Here is a 22,998-nt window from a genome sequence, read left to right on the forward strand (position 1 = left end):
CCTGGCCATGACGGCGGAGAGGGCTGAATCAGCTACGTCCTGAAGATCGTGAGTCCCAATATCAGCAGCACCAGGAAGATCACGACGAAGACGTAGAACAGGAAGCGCGCGATATCGGCGGAGGCGGCCGAGACGCCGGTGAAGCCGAGCACGCCGGCCACGATCGAGACAAGGAGGAAGATCAGGGCCCATTTCAGGATCGACATCGCCAGCTCCGAACTGCCGCGTCTCACGGCCTACGCTGTTTTCGGCGAACGCTAACATTGCTGCGAGGAACTGGTTCCTAGAGGTAGTCGGGGGCGACCTCCGAAACAAACGGCCCTTGCTGAATCGAGTTCCCGGCGGCACAGTCCAGCCGAGGTCAGGATCGGGGCGGCCACGATGACGATGTCACATTCAGCGACGATCGGCGCGGAGGTGCATGCCGCGCCCACGAGCAAGGTGCGCAATCTGGCGATCGATCGCGCCCGCACCTTCCTCACTCTGGTGGTGCTGCTGCATCACGCGGTGATCCCCTATACCTATTTCGGTCATACCGATCCGAGTTATTTCTTCGGCTTCGACATGATCGTGCTCGCCACCGACAGCTTCTTCATGGCGATGTTCTTCTTCCTGTCGGGACTGTTCGCCTGGTCTGGCATCGCTCGGAAGGGAGTGCGGAGCTATTTGGCAGATCGCCTGCTTCGGCTTGGCCTACCCTTCGCGATCTGCGCCTTTACAGTCATTCCGCTCGCCTATTACGCGATCTCCCTGCGGCACCATCCCGAGATCGGTTTTGCGGAATTCTGGTGGAATATGGTCACGAAGGGCCCGTGGCCGAGCGGACCGATTTGGTTCCTTTGGGTCTTGTTTGCCTTCGACCTGGTGGCCTGTCTTTTGTACCGGCTGTCACCCAACCTGCTCGATCCGATCAATCGCCTCTCGCTACACGGTCGCCGCCGGCCCGCCGTGTTCTTCGCGGTCATGCTGGCTGTCACCGCCGCGTTCTACATTCCCGGGCTGGTTCACTACGGACACAGCAGCTGGTTCGAGTTCGGGCCGTTCTCGGTCCAGCACGGGCGCGTGATGCTGTACGCGACCTATTTCTTTTTCGGCGCCGGCATCGGCGTTGCGCAAATGGATCGTGGGCTGCTCTCTGTCGACGGCCGCATGGCAAAGGTCAGCTGGGACTGGATGGTCCTGGCGATCGTTCCGTATTGCCTGTTGTGGGGGCTGATCTTCATCAAGCGCGAAATACTGGGCAACCCGTCGCCGTTGCCGGATTGGTATGAAGCGCTTTATGCCATCTGCTTCACCGTCTTCAGCGTGGCCATCATGTTTCTGATCCTGGCCCTTTTCCAGAGATTCAAGCAATCAGGCTCAGCCAGGCTGCTCGATCCAATGCAGGGCGACGCGTTCGGCATGTTCCTTGTGCACTATCCGATCGCGCTGTGGCTGCAATACTGGCTGTTCGACTATGACCTGCCGGCGATCGTCAAGGCCACGGTCGGGTTCGTCCTGACTGTCGCAGCGAGCTGGGCGCTGACGCGCGCGTTGCGGCAGATCCCGGGCGCGTCACGCGTGTTGTGAGGCGCGGTCCCTCGGTCCGTAGCCCGGATGGAGCGCAGCGCAATCCGGGACCTCGCCACAAGTGATAGCGGTCCCGGATTACGCTTACGCTCCATCCGGGCTACAGATCTGATTTGTGGCAGCGCCTTACGCCGCCTTGCCGCTCATATATTCCGGCAGCCAGCGCTCGAACGACTTGCGCAAGCTGTCGATCGTAACCGGCGTCTCGCCCGCGATCGCGATGGCATCGCCGCCGGTGGTGCCGATCCGCACGCAGGGCACCTCGCAGCCGCGCATCTTGGCGAGCACGCGGCCGGCTTCGGTTTCCGGCACGGTGACGAGATAGCGCGCCTGGTCCTCGCCGAACCAATAGGCCTGCGGCACCAGCGCGGTCGGCGCCGCCAGCAGCTTGGCGCCGATGCCGCCCGCCATCGCCATCTCGGCCAGCGCGATCAGGAGGCCGCCGTCCGACAAATCATGCACGGCGGTCGCGGTGCCCGCATGGATCATGCCGCGCACGCAATCGCCGTTGCGCTTCTCGGCCGCAAGATCGACCGGCGGCGGCGCACCCTCCTCGCGGCCGCAAACGTCGCGCAAATAGACGGATTGGCCGAGCCAGCCATGGGTCTCGCCGATCAGGAGGATCGCCTCGCCCTCTGCCTTGAAGGCGAGGGACGCCGACTTGGTGAAATCGTCGAGCAGGCCGACACCGCCGATCGAGGGCGTCGGCAGGATCGCGCGGCCGTTGGTCTCGTTGTAGAGCGAGACGTTGCCGGACACGACCGGGAAGTCCAGCGTGCGGCAGGCTTCCGAGATGCCCTTGAGGCAGCCGACGAACTGGCCCATGATCTCGGGCCTTTCAGGGTTGCCGAAGTTGAGATTGTCGGTGATCGCGAGCGGCTTGCCGCCGACCGCGGTGATGTTACGCCAGGCTTCCGCGACCGCCTGCATCCCGCCTTGATAAGGATCGGCCTCGCAATAGCGCGGCGTGACGTCGACAGTGAGCGCGAGGCCCTTCGGCCCGTCCTGCACGCGCACGACGGCGGCATCGCCGCCGGGACGCTGCATGGTGTTGCCGAGAATGACGTGATCGTACTGCTCCCACACCCAGCGCTTGGAGCACATGTCCGGCGTGCCGATCAGCTTCTCCAGCGCAGCTCCAAGGCCCATCGGCGCCGGCACGTCGCGGGCATGCACGACCGGCAGCGCTGTGGACGGAACGTGCGGGCGATCATAGACCGGCGCCTCGTCGCCGAGCTCCTTGATCGGCAAATCGGCCATGACGTCGCCGCCATGCTTGACCACGAAGCGCTTGCTCGGCGTGGTGTAGCCGACAATCGCAAAATCGAGCCCCCACTTCGTGAAGATCGCCTCGGCTTCCTTCTCCTTCTCGGGCTTGAGCACCATGAGCATGCGCTCCTGGCTCTCCGAGAGCATCATCTCGTAGGCGCTCATGCCGGCCTCGCGGGTCGGCACCGCATCGAGGTCGAGGTCGACGCCGAGGTCGCCCTTGGCGCCCATCTCCACCGCCGAGCAGGTCAGGCCCGCTGCGCCCATGTCCTGGATCGCGATGACGCAGCCCTTCTCCATGATCTCGAGGCAGGCCTCTAACAGCAGCTTCTCGGCGAAGGGATCGCCGACCTGCACGGTCGGGCGCTTCTCCTCGGACTTGTCGTCGAACTCGGCCGAGGCCATCGAGGCGCCGTGGATGCCGTCGCGGCCGGTCTTGGAGCCCAAATAGACGATCGGCATGTTCACGCCGGAGGCTGCCGCATAGAAGATCTTGTCGGCATCGGCGAGGCCCACCGCCATGGCATTGACGAGGATGTTGCCGTCGTAGCGGGTGTGGAAGCGCACCTGGCCGCCCACCGTCGGCACGCCGAAGGAATTGCCGTAGCCGCCGACGCCCGCCACCACGCCGGAGACGAGATGCCGCGTCTTCGGATGCTCGGGCGCGCCGAAGCTCAGCGCATTGAGGCAGGCGATCGGGCGCGCGCCCATGGTGAAGACGTCGCGCAAAATGCCGCCGACGCCGGTGGTCGCGCCCTGATACGGCTCGATATAGCTCGGGTGGTTGTGGCTCTCCATCTTGAAGACCACAGCCTGGCCGTCGCCGATGTCGATCACGCCGGCATTCTCGCCGGGGCCCTGGATCACCCAGGGCGCCTTGGTTGGCAGGCCGCGCAGATGGATGCGCGAGGATTTGTAGGAGCAATGCTCGTTCCACATCGCCGAGAAGATGCCGAGCTCCGTGAAGGTCGGCTCCCGCCCAATCAGCTTCAGGATGCGCTCATACTCGTCGGGCTTGAGCCCGTGGGCGGCAACCAGTTCCGGGGTGATCTTGGGTTCGTTCTTCATGGATTCGAGGCTTTCGGCGGCGGTTTGGCCGTTCTTAGGAACATCGGACGGCTTCGAAAAGCCCTTTATGGCGCATTTTCCCGCTGTCCCACGTTTTGCGCCGGCAGGGCCGGCGGGAACGGGAATTGCACGGCGCGGTCGGATCGGATTTAAGGTCTAAAGACCCGCAATTGAAGGCCTATTTCCTTGCACGAATTGACCAAAGCGCCCCCGCCCCGCCGTCCCGACCTCCACGTCGCCACCGAGGGCGAATTTGTGGGCTGGCGGACCTGGCTTCGTGACAGTTTTGAGTCCCATGTCGGCCCGTTCTGGCACCGGATCGAGGCGGACGGCAGCGTCCGCAGCGCCTTCCGGGTCGAGCAGAAGCACCTCAACGGCTCCGGGAACGTCCATGGCGGCTGCTACATGGCCTTCGCCGACTATTCCCTCTTTGCGATCGCCACCCATGTCCTGGACAGCCGGGCGGTGACGACCAACTTCGCCTGCGAATTCCTCGACGCGGCACGCGAGGGCGAGCTGATCGAATGCACCGGCGAGGTCACCCGCGCCGGCGGCTCGCTGATCTTTCTGCGCGGCAAGATGACGTCCGGCACGCGCGTGCTGCTCACCTTTTCCGGCACGATCAAGCGGATGAAGCGGAAGGCGCTCCCTCAGCCAAACGCATAGCTCGGCGGCTTCCCTTTTCGCGCGCCCTCGCCCAGACTTCCCGCCAAGCGCTGCTGGCGCCGGGGAGCAGGAAAAAGGTGCCGCAGAGCACATCTAAGGCGGATCGCCCGGCGGCGGCCGCATCACCGCAATTGCCATCCATCGCCACCGGTGCGCGCAGCTGGCGCGACTATGCGCTATTGCTCGCGCTCGCGTGCTGCTGGAGCTCGACCTATCCGCTGACGAAGCTCGCGCTTCCCACCATTCCGCCCATCACCTTCATCTCGGCGCGCTCGCTGATCGCCTTCGTCTTCCTGTTCGCGATCCTGTGGATGCGCGGCGTCAAGCTGCCGACCGATCTGAAGGCCTGGAAGCTGTTCGCGACCCAGCAGCTGATCAACTCGACCTTTCCGTTCCTCGTCATCACCTGGTCGCAGCAATACGTGCCGGCGTCGAACACGGTGGTGCTGGCCTCGACCACGCCGATCTTCGCCTTCCTGATCACCTCGCTGATCACGCGGCACGAGCCGGCGACGCTGCTCAAGCTCGCGGGTGCGATTTTGGGACTCGCCGGCACTGCGGCCATCGTCGGGCTCGATGCTCTGCATGGCCTTGGCAGCGAGATCGTGGCGGAGATCGCGATCCTGCTCGCCACCATCTCCTTTGCCTGCGCGACGATCTTTGGCTTGCGGCTCTCCGAGTACGATCCGATGGTCGTGGCAACCGGCTCGCTGCTGTTCGGCGGCCTCGTGCTGCTGCCGCCCGCGCTGCTCATCGACCAGCCCTGGACGCTGCACCCGACGCCGACCGCGATCATCGCCACGATCGTCATGGGCATCGTCTCCAGCGCATTGGGCCTGATGCTGTTCTACGTCTGTCTCGGCCGGCTCGGCACGCTGGCGACCAACGCGCAAGGCTACTTGCGCATCCCCATCGGTGTCGGGCTGTCCGTGCTGCTGCTCGGCGAGAGCGTGCCGTCGAACCTCGCGCTGGGGCTACTGCTGGTGATGGCGGGAGTTGCCGCGATGACGGTGCCGGCGGAGCGGTTGAAGTGGCGGTGGCCGATGGCGATGGTCAATCCGCCGAAATAAAGCGGAGGGTACCTGCACGGCGCGTCGGTTTGCCGGTGTCGTTGGTGTGATTGACGCCGTCCATGACGGGCACCTCAGGAAAATCGAATGGACTTACCCCGTCAAGGCAAGCCACGTTGACAGCATACAGATTCTGGTCCGATCGACGCTGATGATGCGTGTAGATTCCGCAGCGGGAACAGAAAAAATGCTGCGCTGATCCTGTGTGGAAGCGGTAGCTCGTCAGCGCATCCTCGCCCTTCAGGAACTTGATGCCGCCCATCTCCGCCATGACGACAACCGCACCGCGCATCCGGCAGTAAGAGCAGGTGCAGCGGCGGATCGAATTGAAACCGTCACTCAGCGTCGCCTCGAAACGCACCGCTCCGCAATGGCACTGACCAGCCCGGACGCTTGTGTCACTCACCATGTTGCTGCTTCCTGGCGTTGCTGCGAATGACGACGCCGCTCGGCGACGTCAGCGGGCAGGAACGTTCTCTCAAATGTGGGCCGAACAATCAAAAGGAATCGCCCAAGGCATCAAAACAACTCACGCGGGCCGGACTCCTTATGCCGACAACTGCTTCTCCGCGATCGACAGCCAATCGGCCTGCGCCTTGCGCAGATATTTCGGCGCGCGGCGCATCTGGATCAGGAGCTCGTTGAAGACCATGCGCGCCTCTGCGGTGCGGCCGACCGTTTGCAGCAGCATGCCGTAGCGCACCCGCGCCTCGGCGCCGGGGAAGTAGCCGGCGAGCGCGTGATATTCCTCCAGCGCCTCGTCGACACGTCCGACCTCGGCGAGCGCGTGGGCATAGAGCAGATGCGCGTCGGCGGAATCGAAATCGGGCCATTGCTTCTGCAGATCGTCCAGCGTCGCCAGCGCATCGGCCGGGCGGCTGGCGGCAAATTGCGCCTGCGCCCTGCGCAGCGCATAGGCGGGATCGTGGCCCATCGGCAGCTTCAGGATGTGATCATAATGCGCTTCAGCTTCGCCGAACCGGCCGATATTCGCGCACTCTTCCGCCAGCGCCGCACGGTTGGCGATGGTGTCGGTGCCGGCGAGTTGGTCGGACAGCTCGCGATAGCGCTTCTCGGGATCGAGGCGATTGGCGACACGCTGGCGCGCCTGCCGGGCACCGGGGCTGGAAAACCATTCAGGAATTAGCTCGACCGCGATATAGGCGATCGCGCCCATCATCGGCACCAGCAGGATGATGAAGGCCCAGGGCCGCAACCGTCCGGTTCGCGAGGCGTGATAGATCAGCGTGATATCGAGCAGCAGAACGACCAAAGCAACGGGCATGTGACATCCGGAAAGCACAACGACAGCCGGCCTCCTGATAATGCAATCGAACCGATGAAACAACTTTGAGTTGCGTCAACCGGCAAGAATCAGCGAACCCGGACGCGCGCCTTAATGGTGACGAGGGGTCAGTCGCCGCAAAACCTATGCAGGTTCACGCGCCTCGCGTAGCAATCCACTCGCCAGCACTCGAAATGCATCAACAGCCTTGCTCAGCACGCTCTTGGGATCGTCGGCGGCCGCGACCCACAAGGCGGCGCTGAGCGCAGCCCCGTTCAGCAACCGCCCCGCCGCTTCGACATCGACCGGCTTCACGATTCCCTCCTCGATCAGCGCACGGATCGTTCGCATGGTGATATCGAGACAGGCGTTCTCGCCGGGCCATTTGGAGGGATCGCCGAGCACGGCAGGTCCATCCAGGAGCATGATGCGCTGGATCTCAGGTTCGAGCGCCATTTCGATATAGGCGCTTCCCTCGGCGAGCAGGCCCAGCCACGGGCTGGGCGCTCGCTCCCGAACGATGCGGAGCCGCTCCGCCATTTCACCGTCGATCTGCTCGACGACGGCCCAGAGCAGCCCCTTCTTGTCTTCGAAGTTGTGATACAGCGCGCCCCGCGTCAGACCGACGGCCGCAGTGAGTTCGTCCATCGACGCGTCTGCATAGCCCTGCGTGGCAAATGCCGCACGTGCGGCGCGGATGAGCCTGGCCCGGTTTTCCGCCATGGCCGCGGCGCGCTTCCCCTTTGCCATGCCCTGCCCCCTTGACATACGCCTCGTATGTGAGCGATATCTCACATACGAAACGTATCTGAAATTGCCGTGACGCGCCAGCCATGGAACACCCACGATCCGCTCACGCCCATTAACCGAAAGGCCCTGCCATGCCCCAGCGAGAGGCAATCTTCCCCGCCAACCGCCACGCGCTCTATCAAGCGCATCGCTACTCCGCAGCGATCCGCTCCGGTGACCTGCTGTTCGTGTCGGGGCAGGTCGGCAGCCGCGAGGACGGCTCGCCCGAACCGGTATTCGAGGACCAGGTCCGGCGCGCGTTCGCCAATTTGCGTGCCGTGCTCGGCGCTGGTGGATGCACGCTGGACGATGTCGTCGATGTCACCACGTTCCACACCGATCCGGCGAGCCAGATCGAGACGGTGATGGCCGTTCGCGCCGAGGAGATCGGCGATCCTCCCTATCCGAACTGGACGGCCGTCGGCGTGAACTGGCTTGCCGGCTTCGACTTCGAGATCAAGGTCATCGCCCGCATTCCCGTGCTCCAGTAAGCTTCCGGGCGGCCATACGCCGGCCGCCAGCAGACAACTTGGCCGGGCTACTTGTTGGCGTCGTCCGCCAGCATCTTGCGGTACTTTTCGACGTCGCGCGTCACGAGCTTTTGCAGCACGTCGGGCGCGTGCTCGTCGGCATCGGGCGCGACGGTCGACAGGTCGGCGAAGCGCTTCTTCACCGCTTCAGTCTCGACGGCCGTGCGCGCCGCGGCATTCAGCTTGGCGATCACGGCCGGCGGCGTGCCCTTGGGCGCGAACAGGCCGTTCCAGCCTTGTGCCTCGAACTCGGGCAGGCCCGCTTCCGCCGAGGTCGGCAGATCCGGCAGCGTGGAGAGCCGCACGGTCGAGCCGACCACGAGGCCCTTCACCAGCTTGTCGTTGATCGATTGGGAAACCGAGGCGGCCGCATCGCAGACGCCGTCGATCTGGCCGCCGACCGCGTCGGTCAGCGCGGGCGCGGCGCCGCGATAGCCGATCAGCGTCGCGTCGATCCCGGCTGCTGTGACGAAGCTTTTGCAGATCAGATAGTTCGAGGAGCCGACGCCGGCATGGCCGAGATTGATCTTGCCCGGATTGGCCTTGGCATAGGCGATGAACTCTTTCAGGTCCTTCGCCGGAAAGTCCTTGCGCAGCGCGATGATGCCGAACGTCTTCGCCACCATCGCGATCGGCACGAAGGAATCAGGCGTGAACGGCAGTTTTGGATAGATCTTGTAGGTCGCGGCATTGGTGCCGGCATTGCCGATCGCAATCGTATAACCATCCGGCTCGGCGCGGGAGGCCCGCGCCAGCGCGGTCGAGCCGCCGGCCCCCGCAACATTCTCGATCACGATGGTCTGGCCGAGCGCGATGCCCATCTGCTCGGCCACCGCGCGCGCGATCACGTCCGAGGTGCCGCCGGCCGCGAACGGCACGATCATGGTGATGGGACGCTTGGGATAATCCTGCGCGGATGCGACGTTGGCGAACACTAGCGCCGCGAACGCGGCGAGAGCACGCCTCGTCACGAACGAGATCACGCAGCTTTTTCCAGATGCTGGGCGAGACCGGCGAACAAGCCGCGACCATCGGTGCAGCCCATGATGTCTTCGACGTGGTTTTCCGGATGCGGCATCATGCCGAGCACGTTGCCCCGGTCGTTGACGATGCCGGCGATCGAATGCGCCGCGCCGTTGATGTTGGCGGCCTCGTCGACCACGCCGTCGGCGGAGCAGTAGCGATAGAGCACCCGCCCCTCGCCTTCGAGCCGCTTGATGGTCTCTTCGTCCGCCTCGTAATTGCCCTCGCCATGGGCGACCGGCACGCGGATCACCTGGCCGGCATTGTAACCGCGCGTGAACGGCGTGTCGGAACGCTCGACGCGCAGATGCACGTCGCGGCAGATGAATTTCAGCCGCGCGTTGCGCATCAACACGCCCGGCAAGAGACCGGACTCGCACAGGATCTGAAAGCCGTTGCAGACGCCGAGCACGAGGCCGCCCTTGGCCGCATAGTCGCGCACCGCATCCATCACCGGTGCACGCGCCGCAATCGCGCCGCAGCGCAGGTAATCGCCGTAGGAGAAGCCGCCGGGCACGACGACGAGATCGGTGCCCGCAGGCAGCGCGGTCTCGGCGTGCCAGACCATCGCGGGCTCGCTGCCGGAGATCAGCCTCAACGCGCGCGCCATGTCGCGCTCGCGGTTGATTCCGGGAAAGACGAGGATGGCGGCTTTCATGGCAGAGGTTCCGACGCGACTGGGAATCGAGGCTGGCCAACGGGCCAATTCGTGAACAGACATAACCATTTGACGGAGATTTTACCAGTGCTAGCGTTGCGGAGCGCCCTTGTACACAGGCCATAGCCACGCGCCTTTGGCCGCTCGATTTGCCCGGGATTGAAGCCATGAACGTCCCGTCGCTGCCCGCATCTCTCGCCGAACCAGTATCCGCCGAGGGCGTCGTCGCCGCCGGCGCTTATGTCGACGGCCGCCGGGTCGCCAATATCGCCATCAGCGAGGCCTCGAGCTGGCGAGCCAAGCCCGGCCATGTCGTGTGGATCGGGCTGCACGAGCCCGACATGGCGCTGCTCGGCGCGGTGCAGAAGCAGTTCGACCTGCACGACCTCGCGATCGAGGACGCCAACCACGCCCATCAACGGCCGAAGATCGAGCAATATGGCGAGGCCCTGTTCATCGTCGCGCGCACCGCGCAATTGATCGAGGGGCGCATTGCCTTTGGCGAGACCCACATCTTCGTGGGCGAAGGCTATCTGGTCTCGGTGCGCCACGGCGCTTCGACCTCCTACACGCCGGTGCGCGAACGCTGCGAGAGCTGCCCGCGGGCGCTCGCGCGCGGCGAGGACTACATCCTCTATGCCATCCTCGATTTCATCGTCGACAATTACTCGCCCGTGCTGGAGAGCATCCACGACGAGATCGAGAGCATCGAGGATGACGTGCTCTCCAAGCAGATCAGCAAGGCGCAGATCGAGCGGCTCTACATGCTGCGCCGCGACCTGTTGCGGCTGAGGACCGCGATCGGCCCGCTGGTGGAGGTCTGCCGCCGGCTGGAGCATGACGACCTGTCGATGGTGCGGCAGGCCATGCAGCCGCTGTTCCGCGACGTCACCGACCACGTCCGCAACATCCAGGAGCGCATCGATTCCATGCGCGAGGTGCTGGCCTTCGCCTTCGAGGCGAGCCTTTTGGTCGGCCAGGCCCAGGAGACGGCGGTGTCCAAGAAGCTCGCATCCTGGCTCGCCATCATCGCGGTCCCGACCGCGCTCGCCGGCATCTACGGCATGAACTTCAAGCACATGCCGGAGCTGGAATGGGAGTACGGCTATTTCATGCTGCTCGGCGTGATGCTGGCGGCATGCGGGTCGCTGTACTGGCGCTTTCGGCGGGCGGGATGGCTGTGAGTCCAGACGCTCAGACTGGTTACATGCCTCGTCTGCCAGACCACGTGCTCTGCGCCACCTGAAGGTCGTGCAGCATGAGAAGCTGCTCTTCTCGACAGGCGCTCAGCTCAGACCTGATTTCGTCGATCTTGTATTCGACATCACCGAGCGTTTGCTCGACCTGCTTCAGCAGCTCGAAAATCAGCTCTTTGCCGATATCCGCCACTCCGCTCAGGCTTTCATCTCGATCGCATAATTCTCGATCACGGTGTTCGCCAAGAGCTTGTCGGCGGCCTCCTTCAGCGCCGCCTCCGCCTTGGCCTTGTCGGCGCCGGCGAGCTCGATGTCGAACACCTTGCCCTGGCGGACGCTGGCGACGCCGTCGACGCCGAGCGACTTCAACGCGCCTTCGATGGCCTTGCCCTGCGGATCGAGGATGCCCGTCTTCAGGGTAACGGTGACACGTGCCTTCACGTCAAAAGTCCTCTTCAGCTCTTCACCAGCACCGGGCCGGTGCCCTGGGGACGCTCGTTCTCCATGAGGATGCCGAGACGCTTTGCAACTTCGGTGTAGGCTTCGAGCAGACCACCGAGATCCCTGCGGAAACGATCCTTGTCGAGCTTCTCGTTCGACTTGATGTCCCACAGCCGGCAGCTGTCCGGCGAGATCTCGTCGGCGACGATGATGCGCATCATCTCATTCTCGAACAGGCGCCCGCACTCCATCTTGAAGTCGACGAGGCGGATGCCGATGCCGAGGAAGAGGCCGGTGAGGAAGTCGTTGACGCGGATGGCGAGTGCCATGATGTCGTCGATCTCCTGCGGCGTCGCCCAGCCGAAGGCTGTGATGTGCTCTTCCGACACCATGGGGTCGTTGAGCTGGTCGTTCTTGTAATAGAACTCGATGATCGAGCGCGGCAGCTGCGTGCCCTCCTCGATGCCGAGGCGCTGCGACAGCGAGCCGGCGGCGACGTTCCGCACCACCACCTCGAGCGGCACGATCTCGACCTCGCGAATCAACTGCTCGCGCATGTTGAGGCGGCGGATGAAATGGGTCGGCACCCCGATGTCGTTGAGGTGCTGAAACAGGTACTCCGAGATCCGGTTGTTGAGGACGCCCTTGCCCTCGATCACCTGATGCTTTTTCGCATTGAACGCGGTGGCGTCGTCCTTGAAGTGCTGGATCAGGGTACCGGGCTCGGGGCCTTCGTAAAGAACCTTTGCCTTGCCTTCATAAATGCGACGCCGACGGCTCATGGGGATGTACCGTGTTTTGTTGAAATCCATGAATTTGGTGTGCTCCGGTTGACTAGGATTACGACCCACAGCGGAGCTGCCGTGAACGGCCAGGAACCCATCTATAACCCGTTGGAAACAGAACGGGAACCAAGCCTTAGGCAACCTATCCGATTGGCTGTCCGAGCACAATCGATCCGGCCGTCCGGCACCAACTTATACCGTCTTGCCTGCGGCTTAACGGCCCGTTGTTTTGCCGATTCGTGCTATCTATGTAGGCATGCAGCCGGGTCGCCGCAACGGAAGGCTCCCGCTCCATTCAGCGAGGATTTGGGAACAGGCATGAGCGAGTTCGACAAACGCCAGGAAGGCTTTGAGAAGAAGTACGCCCTCGACGAGGAGCAGAAGTTCAAGGCGGAGGCCCGCCGCAACCGGCTGCTCGGCCTGTGGGCAGCCGAGAAGCTCGGAATCACGGGTGATGCCGCCATCGCCTATGCCAAGGAGGTCGTCGCGGCCGATTTCGAGGAGGCCGGCGATGCCGACGTCGTGCGCAAGCTGACGGCCGATTTCGCCGCCAAGAACGTCACCGTCACCGAGCAGGCGATTCGCGCCAAGATGAGCGAGTTGCTCGCAGTTGCCGCCGCCGAGGTGAAGGCGGGGAAATAATCGAGTCAACCGACCCGCTGGCGCGCAATAGCCTTGCGCGCCGGCGTTCTTCTTCTGCCTTCCCGCGTGGTCGAGACATTCGGCCCGGCATAGTTGCGGCGGATGGTTTCGAGCAGGCGCTCTGCGGCAGCGCTCAAAAACCCGCCACGACGCGTGACGAGGACGATATCCTGGTGCGCATCAAGGTCGCCCACGGCGACCGTCGCGATCGAGCCCGCACGCAGCTCCTCAGCCACGTGGCTTTTTGCCAGCAGTGCAAGACCGAAGCCCGATTCCACCAGCCGCTTCTGCGCAGTGAGGCTGTCCACGGCCGTCCATTCCACCTCGCCAAGTCCCCGCGTCAGAAACAGCGCGAACACGTGAGCCGCGGCAATCTCGCGGCGCCCGCGAATCTCGGGGAATGCGATCCAGCGCTCGCCACCAAGTTCGGCGAGGCGTTTCACACGCTGTCCGGCGCGAGGATGGTCGGGCGCACAGACCACTTGCAACGATTCGCGCAGGATCTGCTCGCAGGCGAGGTCGCCGGAGCGGTCGGCGTTGTAGCGCAGGCCAATTGTGGCCTCGCCGCGCCGGATGAGATCGCTGACCTCCGCGCTGGTCGCCGTCCGCAAGCTCAGCACGACGGCGGGATGCTCCTTGGTAAACCGCTTCATGATGGTCGAGAGGCGGCTGTCAGCGAGCGTCCCGGTCACGGCCAGCGAAACCGGCCCTGCATTCTGCTTGGTCAGTGCGCGGATCGCCTGTTCGGCATCCTGCGCCGCGGCCACTGCGCGCTCGGCATAGGGGATCAGCACGCGCCCGGCATCGCTCAGCCGGGTGCGGCCTGCCACCCGCTCGAACAGGGGAACGCCGAGCTCCTGCTCCAATAGAGCGATACGGCGCGAAATCGCCGGCTGCGAGCGGTGCAGGAATTTCGCGGCATGCGAAATCCCGCCTCTGCGATGAACCGCCAGGAAGGTGTTAAGGGCGTCACTGTCCATCGCGACCTCATGCAAAAAGCTGATGATATCTGACAGAATAACAAATTTGGCGGATGACGAAAGTGCGCCTAAAGCTCGTTGGGACAGACAATGGAGACGAGCCATGACGAGCCAGTTGGACAAGGCGAGAGCGTTTCGCGCGTTGCACGAGCGGCCCGGTGCCTTCATCATTCCCAATCCATGGGATGCCGGCACCGCGAAGCTGCTCGCGGCGATGGGCTTCGAAGCCCTGGCCACTACGAGCCTCGGGGTCGCCAACATGCTCGGCAGCAGCGGCGTCAGCCTCGACGTCATCCTCGCCAACGCACGCACGATCGTGGAAGCGACCGACCTGCCCGTCAGCGTCGACCTCGAGAATTGCGGCGCACATGAGCCGAGACGCGCCGCCGAAGCTATTCGGCGTGCCGCAGACACTGGCGCGGTGGGCGGCTCGATCGAGGATTTCAGCGGCGATCGCGATCGCCCGATCTACGACTTCTCCCACGCCGTCGAGCGCGTCCAGGCCGCGGTGGAGGTGGCACGCGCGCTGCCCATTCCGTTCACGCTGACAGCGCGGGCCGAGAACTTCCTGCACGGCCGCAAGGACATCGACGATACGATCCGCCGCCTGCAGGCCTTCGAGGCCGCTGGCGCCGACGTCCTCTATGCGCCGGGCCTGTACGATCTCGCCACGATCAGGACGGTGGTGTCCTCGCTGGGCAAGCCCTTCAACCACGTGATGGGCTTTGCCGACCCGACGCTAACCGTCGAGCAATTGTCCGCCGCTGGCGTCAAGCGCATCAGCGTCGGCGGAGCCATGTCGCGCTACGCGCTCGCAGCGTTCCTGAACTGCGCGCGCGAGATGAAGGACAAGGGGTCCTTCACCTACATCCGCGAGATGGCGCCGGTCGGCGAGCTGCGCGCCGCCTTCGCCGCGGTCACTCCTCCTTGAAGCCGTACTCCGGCACGTTGCCGCTGGCGCCGTAATATTTATACGGCAGGAACTTGCCGCTCATGGTGATCTTGACGCGGTCGCCCTTGGGGTTGGCGACGCGCTCGATGCCCATGTCGAAGTCGATCGCCGACATGATGCCGTCGCCGAACTCCTCCTCGATCAGCGCCTTCCAGGCCGGACCGTTCACCATCACCATCTCGTAGAAGCGGTAGATCAGCGGGTCGGTCGGCGGCATCGGCGTGCCGGTGCCGCGCATCGGCACCTCGTTGAGCATGGCAACTTCCGCCTTCGACAGGCCGAACAGCTCGCCGGCATTGGCAGCCTGCGGCTTCGTCAGCTTCATCTGGCCCATGATCGCACCGACGATCAGCACCTCGGAATAGCCGCCGATCTTTTCGCAGATGTGCTTCCAGCTCCAGCCCTTCTCGCGCTTGATGTCGAGCAGTTTTTCGGTGAGGTCTTCGCGTTTCATTAGGGTCTCCTTGCTAGGCGCTCAATCCGGGGTTTGTCCCCGGCATCCTGGTCTGTCGCGGCTCTTCGCCGCTTGATGCGATCGAGAGCCCGGGCTTGCCGATCTGCACCGTCGGCACGTTGCGCGGATCGTGATCCGGCTTTTCAGTGGTAAAAGTCTTGCTGCGCGTCACCAAGAAATCGATGATGTGGTTGCGCAGCGCGTAGTACAGCGGATGGCGGTGCAGGTCGGTGCGGCCGCGGTCCCGCGGCAGCGGGTTCTCGACCACCTCCGCCAGCACCGCGCCGGGACCGTTGGTCATCAGGAAGATCTTGTCGGCGAGATAGATCGCCTCGTCGACGTCGTGGGTGATCATGAACGCGGTCTGCCCGGTCTCCAGGCAAATCCGCCGCACCTCGTCCTGCAGCGTGCCGCGCGTCAGCGCGTCCAGCGCCGAGAACGGCTCGTCCATCAGCATCATCTTCGGCGTGATCGACAGCGCCCGTGCGATGCCAACGCGCTGCTTCATGCCGCCCGACAGCTCCGAGGGACGCTTGTGCTCGGCGCCGGAGAGGCCGACCAGATCGATGAACTTCTGCGCATGCGCCTTGACCTTGGCGCGGTCCCAGCTGCGCCATTTCGAGCTGACGGCATAGGCGACGTTGCCGAGCACCGTGCGCCAGGGCAGCAGCGCATGGCTCTGGAAGATCACGGCGCGGTCGAGGCTGGTGCCCGAGATCGCCTGACCGTCGACGATGACAGCGCCCTCGCTCGGCGCATCGAGCCCGGCGAGGATGTTGAGCACCGTGGTCTTGCCGCAGCCGGAATGGCCGATCACGCAAGCGAACTCACCCCGCGCCATCGAGAGCCAGAGGTTCTCGAAGATGGTGGTCGTCGCGCCGCCCGCGCCGGGATAGCGCTTGGCGATGCCTTCGATCGAGATGAACTTGTCGGTCATCGCCCCTACTCCGGAAACGTGACCATGCGCGTGAAGCGCGCGAGGATCTGGTCGAGCAGCATGCCGACGATCCCGATCAGGAGGATCGCGATGATGACGTTGGTGATCGACAAATTATTCCACTCGTTCCAGACGAAGTAGCCGATGCCGGTGCCGCCGACGAGCATCTCGGCGGCGACGATCACGAGCCAGGCGATGCCGATCGAGATGCGCATGCCCGTCAGGATGGTCGGGGCCGCTGCCGGCAGGATCACGGTGAAGGCCCGCCTGACGGTGCCGACCTCGAGCGTCCGCGCGACGTTGATCCATTCCTTGCGCACGCTCGCGACGCCGAACACCGTGTTGAGCAGCATCGGCCAGATCGAGCAGATGAAGATGACGAAGATCGCGGAGACCGAGGAATCCTTGATGGTGTAGAGCGCGAGCGGCATCCAGGCGAGCGGCGAGATCGGCTTCAAGACCTGGATGAACGGATCGAGCGCCTTGCTCAGCAGCGGCGACATGCCGATCAGAAAGCCGAGCGGGATCGCCACCAGCACGGCCAGCAGATAGCCGGTGCCGACGCGCGCAATGGAATAGCCGAGCTGGATGCCGAGCCCCTTGTCGTTCGGCCCGTTGTCGTAGAACGGCCGCTTCAGATGCTCCCAGAGCTTTGCGCCGACATCGAGCGGCCCGGGCATCGCCGATTTGCCCTGCGTCGCCGTGAGGCCCATCAGCTTGGCGTATTCCGGGCTCATCGTCGCCGTCGTGCCGGTCGAGCGTGTGGCGAGATGCCAGATGCCGAGGAAGGCGGCGAGCAGCACGATGGAGACGAGGCCGGCGCGGAGGCGGAGGGAGGCGGTCATCTCCCTCTCCCCGTTCTTACGGGGGCGCGACGAGCTTCGCTCGCGCTGAGAGGGTCGGGGTGAGGGGCCTCCCTCGACACGTGAGATTGTCGAGGGACCTGTACCCCCGACCTCTCCCCGCAAGCTGGGCGAGGTGAAGATAGAGCGCGGGCCATCACGACGCCTTCCTGATCTTGAAGCTCGCCAGATAGTCCTCCGGCTTGGCCGGATCGAAATTCTTGCCCATCACCGCGAACGACTTGTAGGCACTCGCCGGCGGCGTGAGGCCCATCTCGCTCATCAGCTTCTTGGTATCGGTTGCCAGATACACCTGCTCGGCCACCGCCTTGTAGTCGACGTCGCCCTTGATCTGGCCCCAGCGCTTCATCTGCGTCAGCATCCAAACCGCAAAGGACTGCCAGGGGAACGGATCGAAATCGACGCGCTTGGGATCGGTCTTCACCCCGCCGAGGCCGTCGGCGTAGGTGCCGGTCAGGACCTGCTCCAGCACGGTGACAGGCGCGTTGATGTAGTTCGCCGGCGCGATGGCTTCGGCAATCTGCTTCCGGTTCTCGGCCTTGGAAGCATAGGCGGTGGCATCGACGATCGCCCGCGTCAGCGCCGCGAAGCTGTTCGGCGCGGTGGTGATGAACTCGCGGCTGGCGGCAAAGCTGCAGCAGGGATGGCCGTCCCAGATCTCCTTGGAGAGGAGATGCATGAAGCCGACGCCGTCATAGATTGCGCGCTGGCAGATGTTGTCGGGCGCGAGGAAGCCGTCGATGTTGTCGGCACGCAGGTTCGCGACCATCTCCGGCGGCGGCACCGAGCGCAGCTGCACGTCGGTATCGGGATCGAGACCGTGCTCGGCGAGGTAATAGCGCAAGAGGTAATTGTGCATGGAATAGTCGAAGGGGATGGCGAATTTCAGCCCCTTCCAGTCCTTCGGATCGCGCTTGTCCTTGTGCTTGCTCGCCAGCACGATGCCCTGCCCGTTGATGTTCTCGATGGCCGGGACGGTGAAGGGAATCGCGTTGGCGCCGAGGCCGAGCGAGATCGCGATCGGCATCGGTGCCAGCATGTGCGCAGCGTCGTATTCCTTGTTGATGGTCTTGTCGCGGATCACGGCCCAGCCGGCGGTCTTCACCACTTCGACGTTGAGGCCGTGCTTGGCATAGAAGCCCATTGGCGCTGCCATGATGATCGGCGTGGCGCAGGTGATCGGGATGAAGCCGACCTTAAGGTCCTTCTTCTCGGGCGCGCCGGCTTGCGCGAACACCTCGGTCGCCGTCTTGATCGGGAAGAATTGCGACAGCGCGGCGAGCGCCGTCGAGGCGCCGACCGACTTTAGGAACGCGCGCCGCGCCACGTCCTGCGGAAACATCGCCCGCATCAATGCGGAGGCGACCACGCCCTCGTAGCGCTGCTCTTCGCTTGCGACCGGCTCGCAATGCAGCGCCGTCGCCTGCTCATGCTCAGCTGCGGAACGATGCTGGCCGCAAACACAGCCGGCTCGAAGCTTGCGATCGGGATCAAACGGATTGTCGAACGTGGACATCGGCCCTCCTGCGCGTCAATGCGAGAAGGAATTACGCAAGGAGCATGCCACCGACGAAGAAGCGGACATTGCCTTGATGACGCAGCATTTTCACCCGCGCTTGGCCGCTACGAAAACTCGTGATAAACGAGATTTCGTAGTTCAATTACGAGATTTCGCAATGGCAACGACGCCAATGCCCGCCCACGACGAGGTGGCCCCCGTCATCGACCCGCGCATCGCGGCCTTCGAATCCTCGGTCGAGGCGATGCTGCTGGTCGATCCCTTTGGCGACCAGATCGTCGATGCCAATCCCGCCGCCTGTGCCCTGCTCGGCTACGACCGCGCTTTGCTGCGGCAGACCAGGGCCAGCACGCTCCACGCCGGCGAGCTTGCCGCCCTCACCGTCTTCACCCAGGCCGTGCTGCACAAGGGCGCCTACTGGACCACGGCGCTCAATCCACGCCATGCGACCGGGCAAGATCTCAAGCTCGAATATGCCGGCTGCCTGCTGCCGCATGACGGCCGCACGCTGCTGCTGCTGACGCTGACCGATCTCGAAGCCCGCCGCCGGCGCAATGTCGATGCCGCCGCCGAGGACCATATGCGCGGCGGCATCTCGACTTGGCAGCGGGTCGAGCGCGTGTTCCAGGACATCGAGCGCGAGAACCAGTTGATCCTGCGCGCCGCCGGCGAAGGCATCTATGGCGTCAACGCCGAAGGCAAGACCACCTTCGTCAATCCCGCGGCCGAGCGCATGCTGGGCTGGACCGCCGAGGAGCTGGTCGGCAAGGAGATCCACCCGATCGTCCACCACACCCACCACGATGGCCGGCACTATCACAACCACGATTGCCCGATCTATGCGGCGTTCCGCGACGGCGCCGTGCACCAGGTCGACGGCGAGGTGTTTTGGCGCAAGGACGGCTCGCCCGCCTGGGTCGAATACACATCGACGCCGATCCGCGATCGCGGCGTCGTGGTCGGCGCCGTCGTGGTGTTTCGCGACGTCAGCCAGCGCCGCGAGGCCGCCGAGAAGCTGCACGCGGCGCTTGCCGAGGTCGACCGTCTGCGCGAGCGGCTCGAGCTGGAGAACGCCTATCTCCAGGAGGAAATCCGCATCGAGACCAATCCGCGCGGCATCATCGGGGGCAGCGAGGCGATCCAGAAGACGCTGCGCCAGGTCAAGCTGGTGGCGCCGACCACCGCGGCGGTAATGATCACCGGGGAATCCGGCACCGGCAAGGAGCTGATCGCGCGCGCCATCCACGAGGATTCCACCCGCAGCGACCGGCCGCTGATCCGTGTCAACTGCGCCGCAATCCCGCGCGAATTGTTCGAGAGCGAGTTCTTCGGCCATGTCCGCGGCGCCTTCACCGGCGCAACGCGCGACCGCATCGGCCGCTTCGAGCTCGCCGACGGCGGCACGCTATTCCTCGACGAGGTCGGCGAGATCCCGCTCGAGCTGCAAGGCAAGCTGCTGCGCGTCTTGCAGGAAGGCCATTTCGAGCGCGTCGGCGAGGCGCGCACCCGCGCCGTCGACGTTCGCGTCATCGCCGCGACCAATCGCGATCTCAAGCAGGAGGTCCAGCGCGGCCGCTTTCGCGAGGATCTCTACTTCCGTCTCAACGTGTTTCCGATTGAGACCGTCCCCTTGCGCGAACGCCGCGAGGACATTCCCCTGCTGGCCCAGCATTTCCTGACGCGCGAGAGCAAGGCGCTGAAATCGAACCTCCGTCTGTCGGAGGGCGATGCGCGGCGGCTGACCCGCTACAACTGGCCCGGCAATGTCCGCGAACTCCAGAACGTGATCGAGCGCGCTGCGATTCTGTCGCAGAACGGCCGCCTGCGCATCGATCTGCCCGATCCTTCAGGTGAACAAGCGCCCAGCGGCGCCACCCGCCAGAGGCCCGACGCGCGCCCCGCAATCATGACGTCGTCGGAAATGCGCGACCACGAGCGCGCCAACATTCTCGCCGCGCTTGAGGCCTGCGCCGGAAAAGTCTTCGGCCCCGGCGGCGCCGCCGAGATGCTCGACCTCAAGCCGACCACGCTGGCCTCACGGATCAAGGCGCTGGGAATCGCGCCTCGTCCGCAAGGGGCCCATCCTTCGAGACGCCCGCTTTAGGCGGGCTCCTCAGGATGAGGTCGGAGGGCGCGGCAACAATATCAACAGACACCGGTGCCGCTTAGCCTCATCCTGAGGAGACCGCGAAGCGGTCGTCTCGAAGGACGAGGCGCGCGCTCAGGCTGCCTTGGTGGTGACGTCCGATGCGATCGGCAGGCCCTGCTCGATCGGCAGCGAGGGATCGCGCGACCATTCGTTCCAGGAGCCGAAATACATCCGCACGTCCTTCACGCCGGCGTTCTTCAGCGCCAGGAACGTGTTCGAAGCGCGCGCCCCCTTGAAGGTAGACCGGCGTGGTCTGCGAGATGCCGACGGTGGCGCATTCGGCCAGAATCTCATCCTTCGATTTGAAGCGCGGGCCTTCGGCGGTCGGCTTCATCATCCGATACCATTCCAACCATACGGCGCCGGGAATGCGGCCCTTGCGCGGGCAGAAATCCTTGCCGTACGGGGACGAGCTGTCGCCGATCCACTCGTCGACGTCGCGGACGTCGAGGATCGCGATGCCCGGCTTGCCGACGGCGGCGAGCATGGTCTTGGCGTCGATCAGGATCTCGCCCGCTTCAGGCACGATCGAGAACGAGGCCTTCTCAGGCGCGGGCACATCCTTGGTCACCGGGAAGCCCGCGGACGACCAGGCGTCGAAGCCGCCATGCAGCACCTTCACCTTGGGATAGCCGAGCATGGTGAGCAGGTAATAGCCGCGGCAGGACTGGCCGAAGCCGGAGTTCATCGACTGTTCGTAGATCACCGCCGTCTCCTTGCCGGAAAGACCGGCGCCGCCGAACGCATCGGCGAACTTGGTCTTGAGCTCGGCCATGCCCTCGGGCGTGGAGGTCGCGAGGAACGTGAAGATCTCATGCACGTTGACGGCGCCCGGCAGATGGCCGGCGGCGTAGGCGTCGGGATTGCGGGTGTCGATGACGACACACGGCTCGGTCTTCAAGAGATCGGCGAGTTCGACGGCAGTGATCAGAACGTCAGTCATGGCAGCCTCTCCGTTGAGGTTGGGGGTCTTCGGGTGGACTCGTAGAGCTCAGGACTCGGCCAGCATCTTGCGCAGCTGCTTGGTGGCCGGCGTGACGATCGCGACGAAATAGGCCTCGCGCAGGCGCCGCTGCGCGCGGTGGCTCTTGAGATAGCCGCGCGCGCCACAATGCAGCATCGCCGCATGCGCCGCCGCGACACTGGCTTCGCCGGCGCGAAGCCGCAGCGCGATCACCTTGCGCCAGTAGGTTTCCTCCTCGTTGTAGGGATCGCGCGCCAGCGCCATGGTCTCGGCCTCGAGCTCGGCGGCGAGCTCGCGGAAATGCACCGGCTGCTGCGGCAGATAGCGGTTGATGTGGCCGAGGGGATTGTCGACCTCGTCCATGATGTTGATGCAATCCTTGATCACGCCTAACGCCATGCCAGCCTGCAGCAGGATGAAGCCGGCGCGGATCTTCTTGACGAAGGGCGCGGCGGGATCGGCCAGGATCAGCTCATCGGGCACGAAAGCGTCGCGGAACTGCACGCCATAGGTGCCGGTGCCGTCCATCGCGAGGAACGGCTTGCAGGGCGTCAGCGTGATCGCAGGGTCCGAGCAGTCGGCGAGGAACATGACCGTGCCGGGCTCGCCACTTGCGATGCCCGGCTCGTCCTCGCGCTCGAAGATGGTGCCGAAGAAATGATCGGGGCCGAGATTGGAGACCCAGGGCAACGCACCGCGCACGATGTAGCCGCCCTCGACCTTGCGGCCCTTTAGCTTGAGCTTCTCGATGCCGAAGAAGCTCTTCATGGGATTGGAGAGCCCGGTGCCGCCAAGCACGCGGCCGGTCGAGAAGGCATCTCCGAAGCGCTTTGCGAGCTTCACATTGGTGGAGTTCGCCGCGTACCAGACCAGCGTGTTCTGGCACCACGCCATGAAGGCCGTGGCACCGCAGACCTCGCCGATCGCCGCCATCGCCTGGATCGCGCAGCGCAGATCGGCGGGGCCTTCGTGCGGCACATGGCTGCCCCACGCTCCGACCGCGCCGAACTTGCGCAGCACCTCGGCTGGATAGACCGAACCGTCGTCGATGCCGGCGGCCAGCGGCGCGAGCTCTTGGCGCGCGATCCGCGCCACCTCGTCCGCAATGGACGGTGCGGGCTGATCCAGAACGTCGGCCCGCGATAAAGCCAGTGAACCCATGATCGTCTCCCGCACCCTGTCCTGATTG

At 64.5% G+C, this 22,998-nt stretch carries 24 protein-coding genes and 1 pseudogene; 8 read left to right on the forward strand and 17 right to left on the reverse strand.

The window, feature by feature from the left end; translation table 11 throughout:
- Nucleotides 1-32 precede the first annotated feature (32 nt).
- Nucleotides 33-206, reverse strand: a complete 174-nt coding sequence (locus I6F09_RS06755) for a DUF1328 domain-containing protein (protein WP_225187710.1) — start codon at nt 204-206, stop codon at nt 33-35.
- 175 nt (nt 207-381) lie between these two features.
- Here I6F09_RS06755 and I6F09_RS06760 point away from each other — a divergent pair, with 175 nt between their 5' ends.
- The gene (locus tag I6F09_RS06760) at nt 382-1,569 is read left to right on the forward strand and encodes an acyltransferase (protein WP_225139770.1); all 1,188 of its coding nucleotides are present in this window, start codon (nt 382-384) and stop codon (nt 1,567-1,569) included.
- A 126-nt stretch (nt 1,570-1,695) separates the two neighbouring features.
- On the opposite strand, the gene purL is transcribed toward I6F09_RS06760, so the two are convergent.
- Nucleotides 1,696-3,906 carry a phosphoribosylformylglycinamidine synthase subunit PurL gene (purL, locus tag I6F09_RS06765; RefSeq protein WP_225187711.1) on the reverse strand — a complete coding sequence of 737 codons (2,211 nt, stop codon included), beginning with the start codon at nt 3,904-3,906 and terminating at the stop codon, nt 1,696-1,698.
- Nucleotides 3,907-4,092: 186 nt separating this feature from the next.
- Here purL and I6F09_RS06770 point away from each other — a divergent pair, with 186 nt between their 5' ends.
- Nucleotides 4,093-4,572 carry a PaaI family thioesterase gene (locus tag I6F09_RS06770; protein WP_225187712.1) on the forward strand — a complete coding sequence of 160 codons (480 nt, stop codon included), beginning with the start codon at nt 4,093-4,095 and terminating at the stop codon, nt 4,570-4,572.
- Between the two features lie 77 nt (nt 4,573-4,649).
- Nucleotides 4,650-5,642: a DMT family transporter gene (locus I6F09_RS06775; RefSeq protein ID WP_225187713.1), complete on the forward strand. Its 993-nt coding sequence runs from the start codon at nt 4,650-4,652 to the stop codon at nt 5,640-5,642.
- On the opposite strand, the gene I6F09_RS06780 is transcribed toward I6F09_RS06775, so the two are convergent.
- The 3 genes from I6F09_RS06780 to I6F09_RS06790 all read right to left on the reverse strand — a co-directional run bounded on the left by I6F09_RS06780 (nt 5,626) and on the right by I6F09_RS06790 (nt 7,677).
- Nucleotides 5,626-6,051: a GFA family protein gene (locus tag I6F09_RS06780; protein WP_225187714.1), complete on the reverse strand. Its 426-nt coding sequence runs from the start codon at nt 6,049-6,051 to the stop codon at nt 5,626-5,628. The two genes, I6F09_RS06775 and I6F09_RS06780, sit on opposite strands and share 17 nt — an antisense overlap.
- A gap of 138 nt (nt 6,052-6,189) precedes the next feature.
- Complete coding sequence (locus I6F09_RS06785; RefSeq protein ID WP_225187715.1) at nt 6,190-6,927, reverse strand: tetratricopeptide repeat protein; 738 nt, start codon at nt 6,925-6,927, stop codon at nt 6,190-6,192.
- Nucleotides 6,928-7,071: 144 nt separating this feature from the next.
- Nucleotides 7,072-7,677 (reverse strand): TetR/AcrR family transcriptional regulator, encoded by a 606-nt coding sequence (locus I6F09_RS06790; RefSeq protein ID WP_225187716.1) that lies wholly within the window; start codon nt 7,675-7,677, stop codon nt 7,072-7,074.
- A 131-nt stretch (nt 7,678-7,808) separates the two neighbouring features.
- Here I6F09_RS06790 and I6F09_RS06795 point away from each other — a divergent pair, with 131 nt between their 5' ends.
- A complete protein-coding gene (locus I6F09_RS06795; RefSeq protein ID WP_225187717.1) occupies nt 7,809-8,207 on the forward strand; it encodes a RidA family protein in 399 nt (132 codons plus the stop codon).
- 47 nt (nt 8,208-8,254) lie between these two features.
- On the opposite strand, the gene I6F09_RS06800 is transcribed toward I6F09_RS06795, so the two are convergent.
- Both I6F09_RS06800 and purQ read right to left on the reverse strand, forming a co-directional pair.
- The gene (locus tag I6F09_RS06800; RefSeq protein WP_225187718.1) at nt 8,255-9,229 is read right to left on the reverse strand and encodes a tripartite tricarboxylate transporter substrate binding protein BugD; all 975 of its coding nucleotides are present in this window, start codon (nt 9,227-9,229) and stop codon (nt 8,255-8,257) included.
- Nucleotides 9,226-9,927, reverse strand: a complete 702-nt coding sequence (gene purQ / locus I6F09_RS06805; RefSeq protein ID WP_036012944.1) for a phosphoribosylformylglycinamidine synthase subunit PurQ — start codon at nt 9,925-9,927, stop codon at nt 9,226-9,228. The genes I6F09_RS06800 and purQ overlap by 4 nt, the downstream gene beginning before the upstream one ends.
- Nucleotides 9,928-10,094: 167 nt before the next feature.
- Here purQ and I6F09_RS06810 point away from each other — a divergent pair, with 167 nt between their 5' ends.
- Entirely contained in the window at nt 10,095-11,111 is a 1,017-nt protein-coding gene (locus tag I6F09_RS06810) for a magnesium and cobalt transport protein CorA (protein WP_225187719.1), read from the forward strand.
- 19 nt (nt 11,112-11,130) lie between these two features.
- Here I6F09_RS06810 and I6F09_RS06815 read toward each other — a convergent pair whose 3' ends face one another.
- Genes I6F09_RS06815 through purC form a run of 3 tightly spaced genes read right to left on the reverse strand, consistent with a single transcriptional unit; the run spans nt 11,131 to nt 12,346 of the window.
- Nucleotides 11,131-11,316 (reverse strand): hypothetical protein, encoded by a 186-nt coding sequence (locus tag I6F09_RS06815; RefSeq protein WP_036012948.1) that lies wholly within the window; start codon nt 11,314-11,316, stop codon nt 11,131-11,133.
- Between the two features lie 5 nt (nt 11,317-11,321).
- On the reverse strand, nt 11,322-11,564 hold the full coding sequence (gene purS, locus I6F09_RS06820) for a phosphoribosylformylglycinamidine synthase subunit PurS (protein ID WP_036012950.1): 243 nt from the start codon (nt 11,562-11,564) through the stop codon (nt 11,322-11,324).
- Between the two features lie 14 nt (nt 11,565-11,578).
- The gene (purC, locus tag I6F09_RS06825) at nt 11,579-12,346 is read right to left on the reverse strand and encodes a phosphoribosylaminoimidazolesuccinocarboxamide synthase (protein ID WP_172782948.1); all 768 of its coding nucleotides are present in this window, start codon (nt 12,344-12,346) and stop codon (nt 11,579-11,581) included.
- Between the two features lie 321 nt (nt 12,347-12,667).
- Between purC and I6F09_RS06830 the strand changes: the two genes are divergently transcribed.
- A complete protein-coding gene (locus I6F09_RS06830; RefSeq protein ID WP_036027850.1) occupies nt 12,668-12,991 on the forward strand; it encodes a DUF1476 domain-containing protein in 324 nt (107 codons plus the stop codon).
- 5 nt (nt 12,992-12,996) lie between these two features.
- Here I6F09_RS06830 and I6F09_RS06835 read toward each other — a convergent pair whose 3' ends face one another.
- Nucleotides 12,997-14,094, reverse strand: a complete 1,098-nt coding sequence (locus I6F09_RS06835) for a LysR family transcriptional regulator (protein ID WP_225187720.1) — start codon at nt 14,092-14,094, stop codon at nt 12,997-12,999.
- Between I6F09_RS06835 and I6F09_RS06840 the strand changes: the two genes are divergently transcribed.
- The gene (locus tag I6F09_RS06840; protein ID WP_036027851.1) at nt 14,075-14,902 is read left to right on the forward strand and encodes an isocitrate lyase/phosphoenolpyruvate mutase family protein; all 828 of its coding nucleotides are present in this window, start codon (nt 14,075-14,077) and stop codon (nt 14,900-14,902) included. The two genes, I6F09_RS06835 and I6F09_RS06840, sit on opposite strands and share 20 nt — an antisense overlap.
- Here the strand turns inward: I6F09_RS06840 and cynS are convergent.
- From cynS to I6F09_RS06860, 4 genes are all read right to left on the reverse strand, one after another.
- Entirely contained in the window at nt 14,889-15,377 is a 489-nt protein-coding gene (gene cynS, locus I6F09_RS06845; RefSeq protein ID WP_025037304.1) for a cyanase, read from the reverse strand. The genes I6F09_RS06840 and cynS overlap by 14 nt on opposite strands.
- Before the next feature lie 13 nt (nt 15,378-15,390).
- On the reverse strand, nt 15,391-16,314 hold the full coding sequence (locus I6F09_RS06850; RefSeq protein WP_225187721.1) for an ABC transporter ATP-binding protein: 924 nt from the start codon (nt 16,312-16,314) through the stop codon (nt 15,391-15,393).
- Between the two features lie 5 nt (nt 16,315-16,319).
- Nucleotides 16,320-17,159, reverse strand: coding sequence for a nitrate ABC transporter permease (ntrB, locus tag I6F09_RS06855; protein ID WP_036012956.1), 840 nt, complete (start codon nt 17,157-17,159; stop codon nt 16,320-16,322).
- A 154-nt stretch (nt 17,160-17,313) separates the two neighbouring features.
- Nucleotides 17,314-18,693, reverse strand: coding sequence for a CmpA/NrtA family ABC transporter substrate-binding protein (locus tag I6F09_RS06860; protein ID WP_225187722.1), 1,380 nt, complete (start codon nt 18,691-18,693; stop codon nt 17,314-17,316).
- Nucleotides 18,694-18,853: 160 nt separating this feature from the next.
- Here I6F09_RS06860 and I6F09_RS06865 point away from each other — a divergent pair, with 160 nt between their 5' ends.
- The gene (locus tag I6F09_RS06865; protein WP_225187723.1) at nt 18,854-20,800 is read left to right on the forward strand and encodes a sigma 54-interacting transcriptional regulator; all 1,947 of its coding nucleotides are present in this window, start codon (nt 18,854-18,856) and stop codon (nt 20,798-20,800) included.
- Nucleotides 20,801-20,917: 117 nt separating this feature from the next.
- On the opposite strand, the pseudogene I6F09_RS06870 reads toward I6F09_RS06865, so the two are convergent.
- Together I6F09_RS06870 and I6F09_RS06875 are read right to left on the reverse strand one after the other, a co-directional pair.
- Nucleotides 20,918-21,788: pseudogene (locus I6F09_RS06870) on the reverse strand (sulfurtransferase).
- 48 nt (nt 21,789-21,836) lie between these two features.
- The gene (locus I6F09_RS06875; RefSeq protein ID WP_225187724.1) at nt 21,837-22,970 is read right to left on the reverse strand and encodes an acyl-CoA dehydrogenase family protein; all 1,134 of its coding nucleotides are present in this window, start codon (nt 22,968-22,970) and stop codon (nt 21,837-21,839) included.
- Nucleotides 22,971-22,998 lie beyond the last annotated feature (28 nt).

The organism is Bradyrhizobium sp. IC3195, from assembly GCF_020193585.1.
GTDB lineage: Bacteria > Pseudomonadota > Alphaproteobacteria > Rhizobiales > Xanthobacteraceae > Bradyrhizobium > Bradyrhizobium yuanmingense.

What these genes read in the sequence shown, in the direction of transcription:
- I6F09_RS06755 (WP_225187710.1), bottom strand. Translation starts at nt 206, where the DNA reads ATGTCGATCCTGAAATGGGCCCTGATCTTCCTCCTTGTCTCGATCGTG.
- I6F09_RS06760 (WP_225139770.1), top strand. Translation starts at nt 382, where the DNA reads ATGACGATGTCACATTCAGCGACGATCGGCGCGGAGGTGCATGCCGCG.
- purL (WP_225187711.1), bottom strand. Translation starts at nt 3,906, where the DNA reads ATGAAGAACGAACCCAAGATCACCCCGGAACTGGTTGCCGCCCACGGG.
- I6F09_RS06780 (WP_225187714.1), bottom strand. Translation starts at nt 6,051, where the DNA reads ATGGTGAGTGACACAAGCGTCCGGGCTGGTCAGTGCCATTGCGGAGCG.
- I6F09_RS06785 (WP_225187715.1), bottom strand. Translation starts at nt 6,927, where the DNA reads ATGCCCGTTGCTTTGGTCGTTCTGCTGCTCGATATCACGCTGATCTAT.
- I6F09_RS06790 (WP_225187716.1), bottom strand. Translation starts at nt 7,677, where the DNA reads ATGGCAAAGGGGAAGCGCGCCGCGGCCATGGCGGAAAACCGGGCCAGG.
- I6F09_RS06795 (WP_225187717.1), top strand. Translation starts at nt 7,809, where the DNA reads ATGCCCCAGCGAGAGGCAATCTTCCCCGCCAACCGCCACGCGCTCTAT.
- purQ (WP_036012944.1), bottom strand. Translation starts at nt 9,927, where the DNA reads ATGAAAGCCGCCATCCTCGTCTTTCCCGGAATCAACCGCGAGCGCGAC.
- I6F09_RS06810 (WP_225187719.1), top strand. Translation starts at nt 10,095, where the DNA reads ATGAACGTCCCGTCGCTGCCCGCATCTCTCGCCGAACCAGTATCCGCC.
- purC (WP_172782948.1), bottom strand. Translation starts at nt 12,346, where the DNA reads ATGAGCCGTCGGCGTCGCATTTATGAAGGCAAGGCAAAGGTTCTTTAC.
- I6F09_RS06830 (WP_036027850.1), top strand. Translation starts at nt 12,668, where the DNA reads ATGAGCGAGTTCGACAAACGCCAGGAAGGCTTTGAGAAGAAGTACGCC.
- I6F09_RS06840 (WP_036027851.1), top strand. Translation starts at nt 14,075, where the DNA reads ATGACGAGCCAGTTGGACAAGGCGAGAGCGTTTCGCGCGTTGCACGAG.
- cynS (WP_025037304.1), bottom strand. Translation starts at nt 15,377, where the DNA reads ATGAAACGCGAAGACCTCACCGAAAAACTGCTCGACATCAAGCGCGAG.
- I6F09_RS06850 (WP_225187721.1), bottom strand. Translation starts at nt 16,314, where the DNA reads ATGACCGACAAGTTCATCTCGATCGAAGGCATCGCCAAGCGCTATCCC.
- ntrB (WP_036012956.1), bottom strand. Translation starts at nt 17,159, where the DNA reads ATGACCGCCTCCCTCCGCCTCCGCGCCGGCCTCGTCTCCATCGTGCTG.
- I6F09_RS06860 (WP_225187722.1), bottom strand. Translation starts at nt 18,693, where the DNA reads ATGTCCACGTTCGACAATCCGTTTGATCCCGATCGCAAGCTTCGAGCC.
- I6F09_RS06865 (WP_225187723.1), top strand. Translation starts at nt 18,854, where the DNA reads ATGGCAACGACGCCAATGCCCGCCCACGACGAGGTGGCCCCCGTCATC.
- I6F09_RS06875 (WP_225187724.1), bottom strand. Translation starts at nt 22,970, where the DNA reads ATGGGTTCACTGGCTTTATCGCGGGCCGACGTTCTGGATCAGCCCGCA.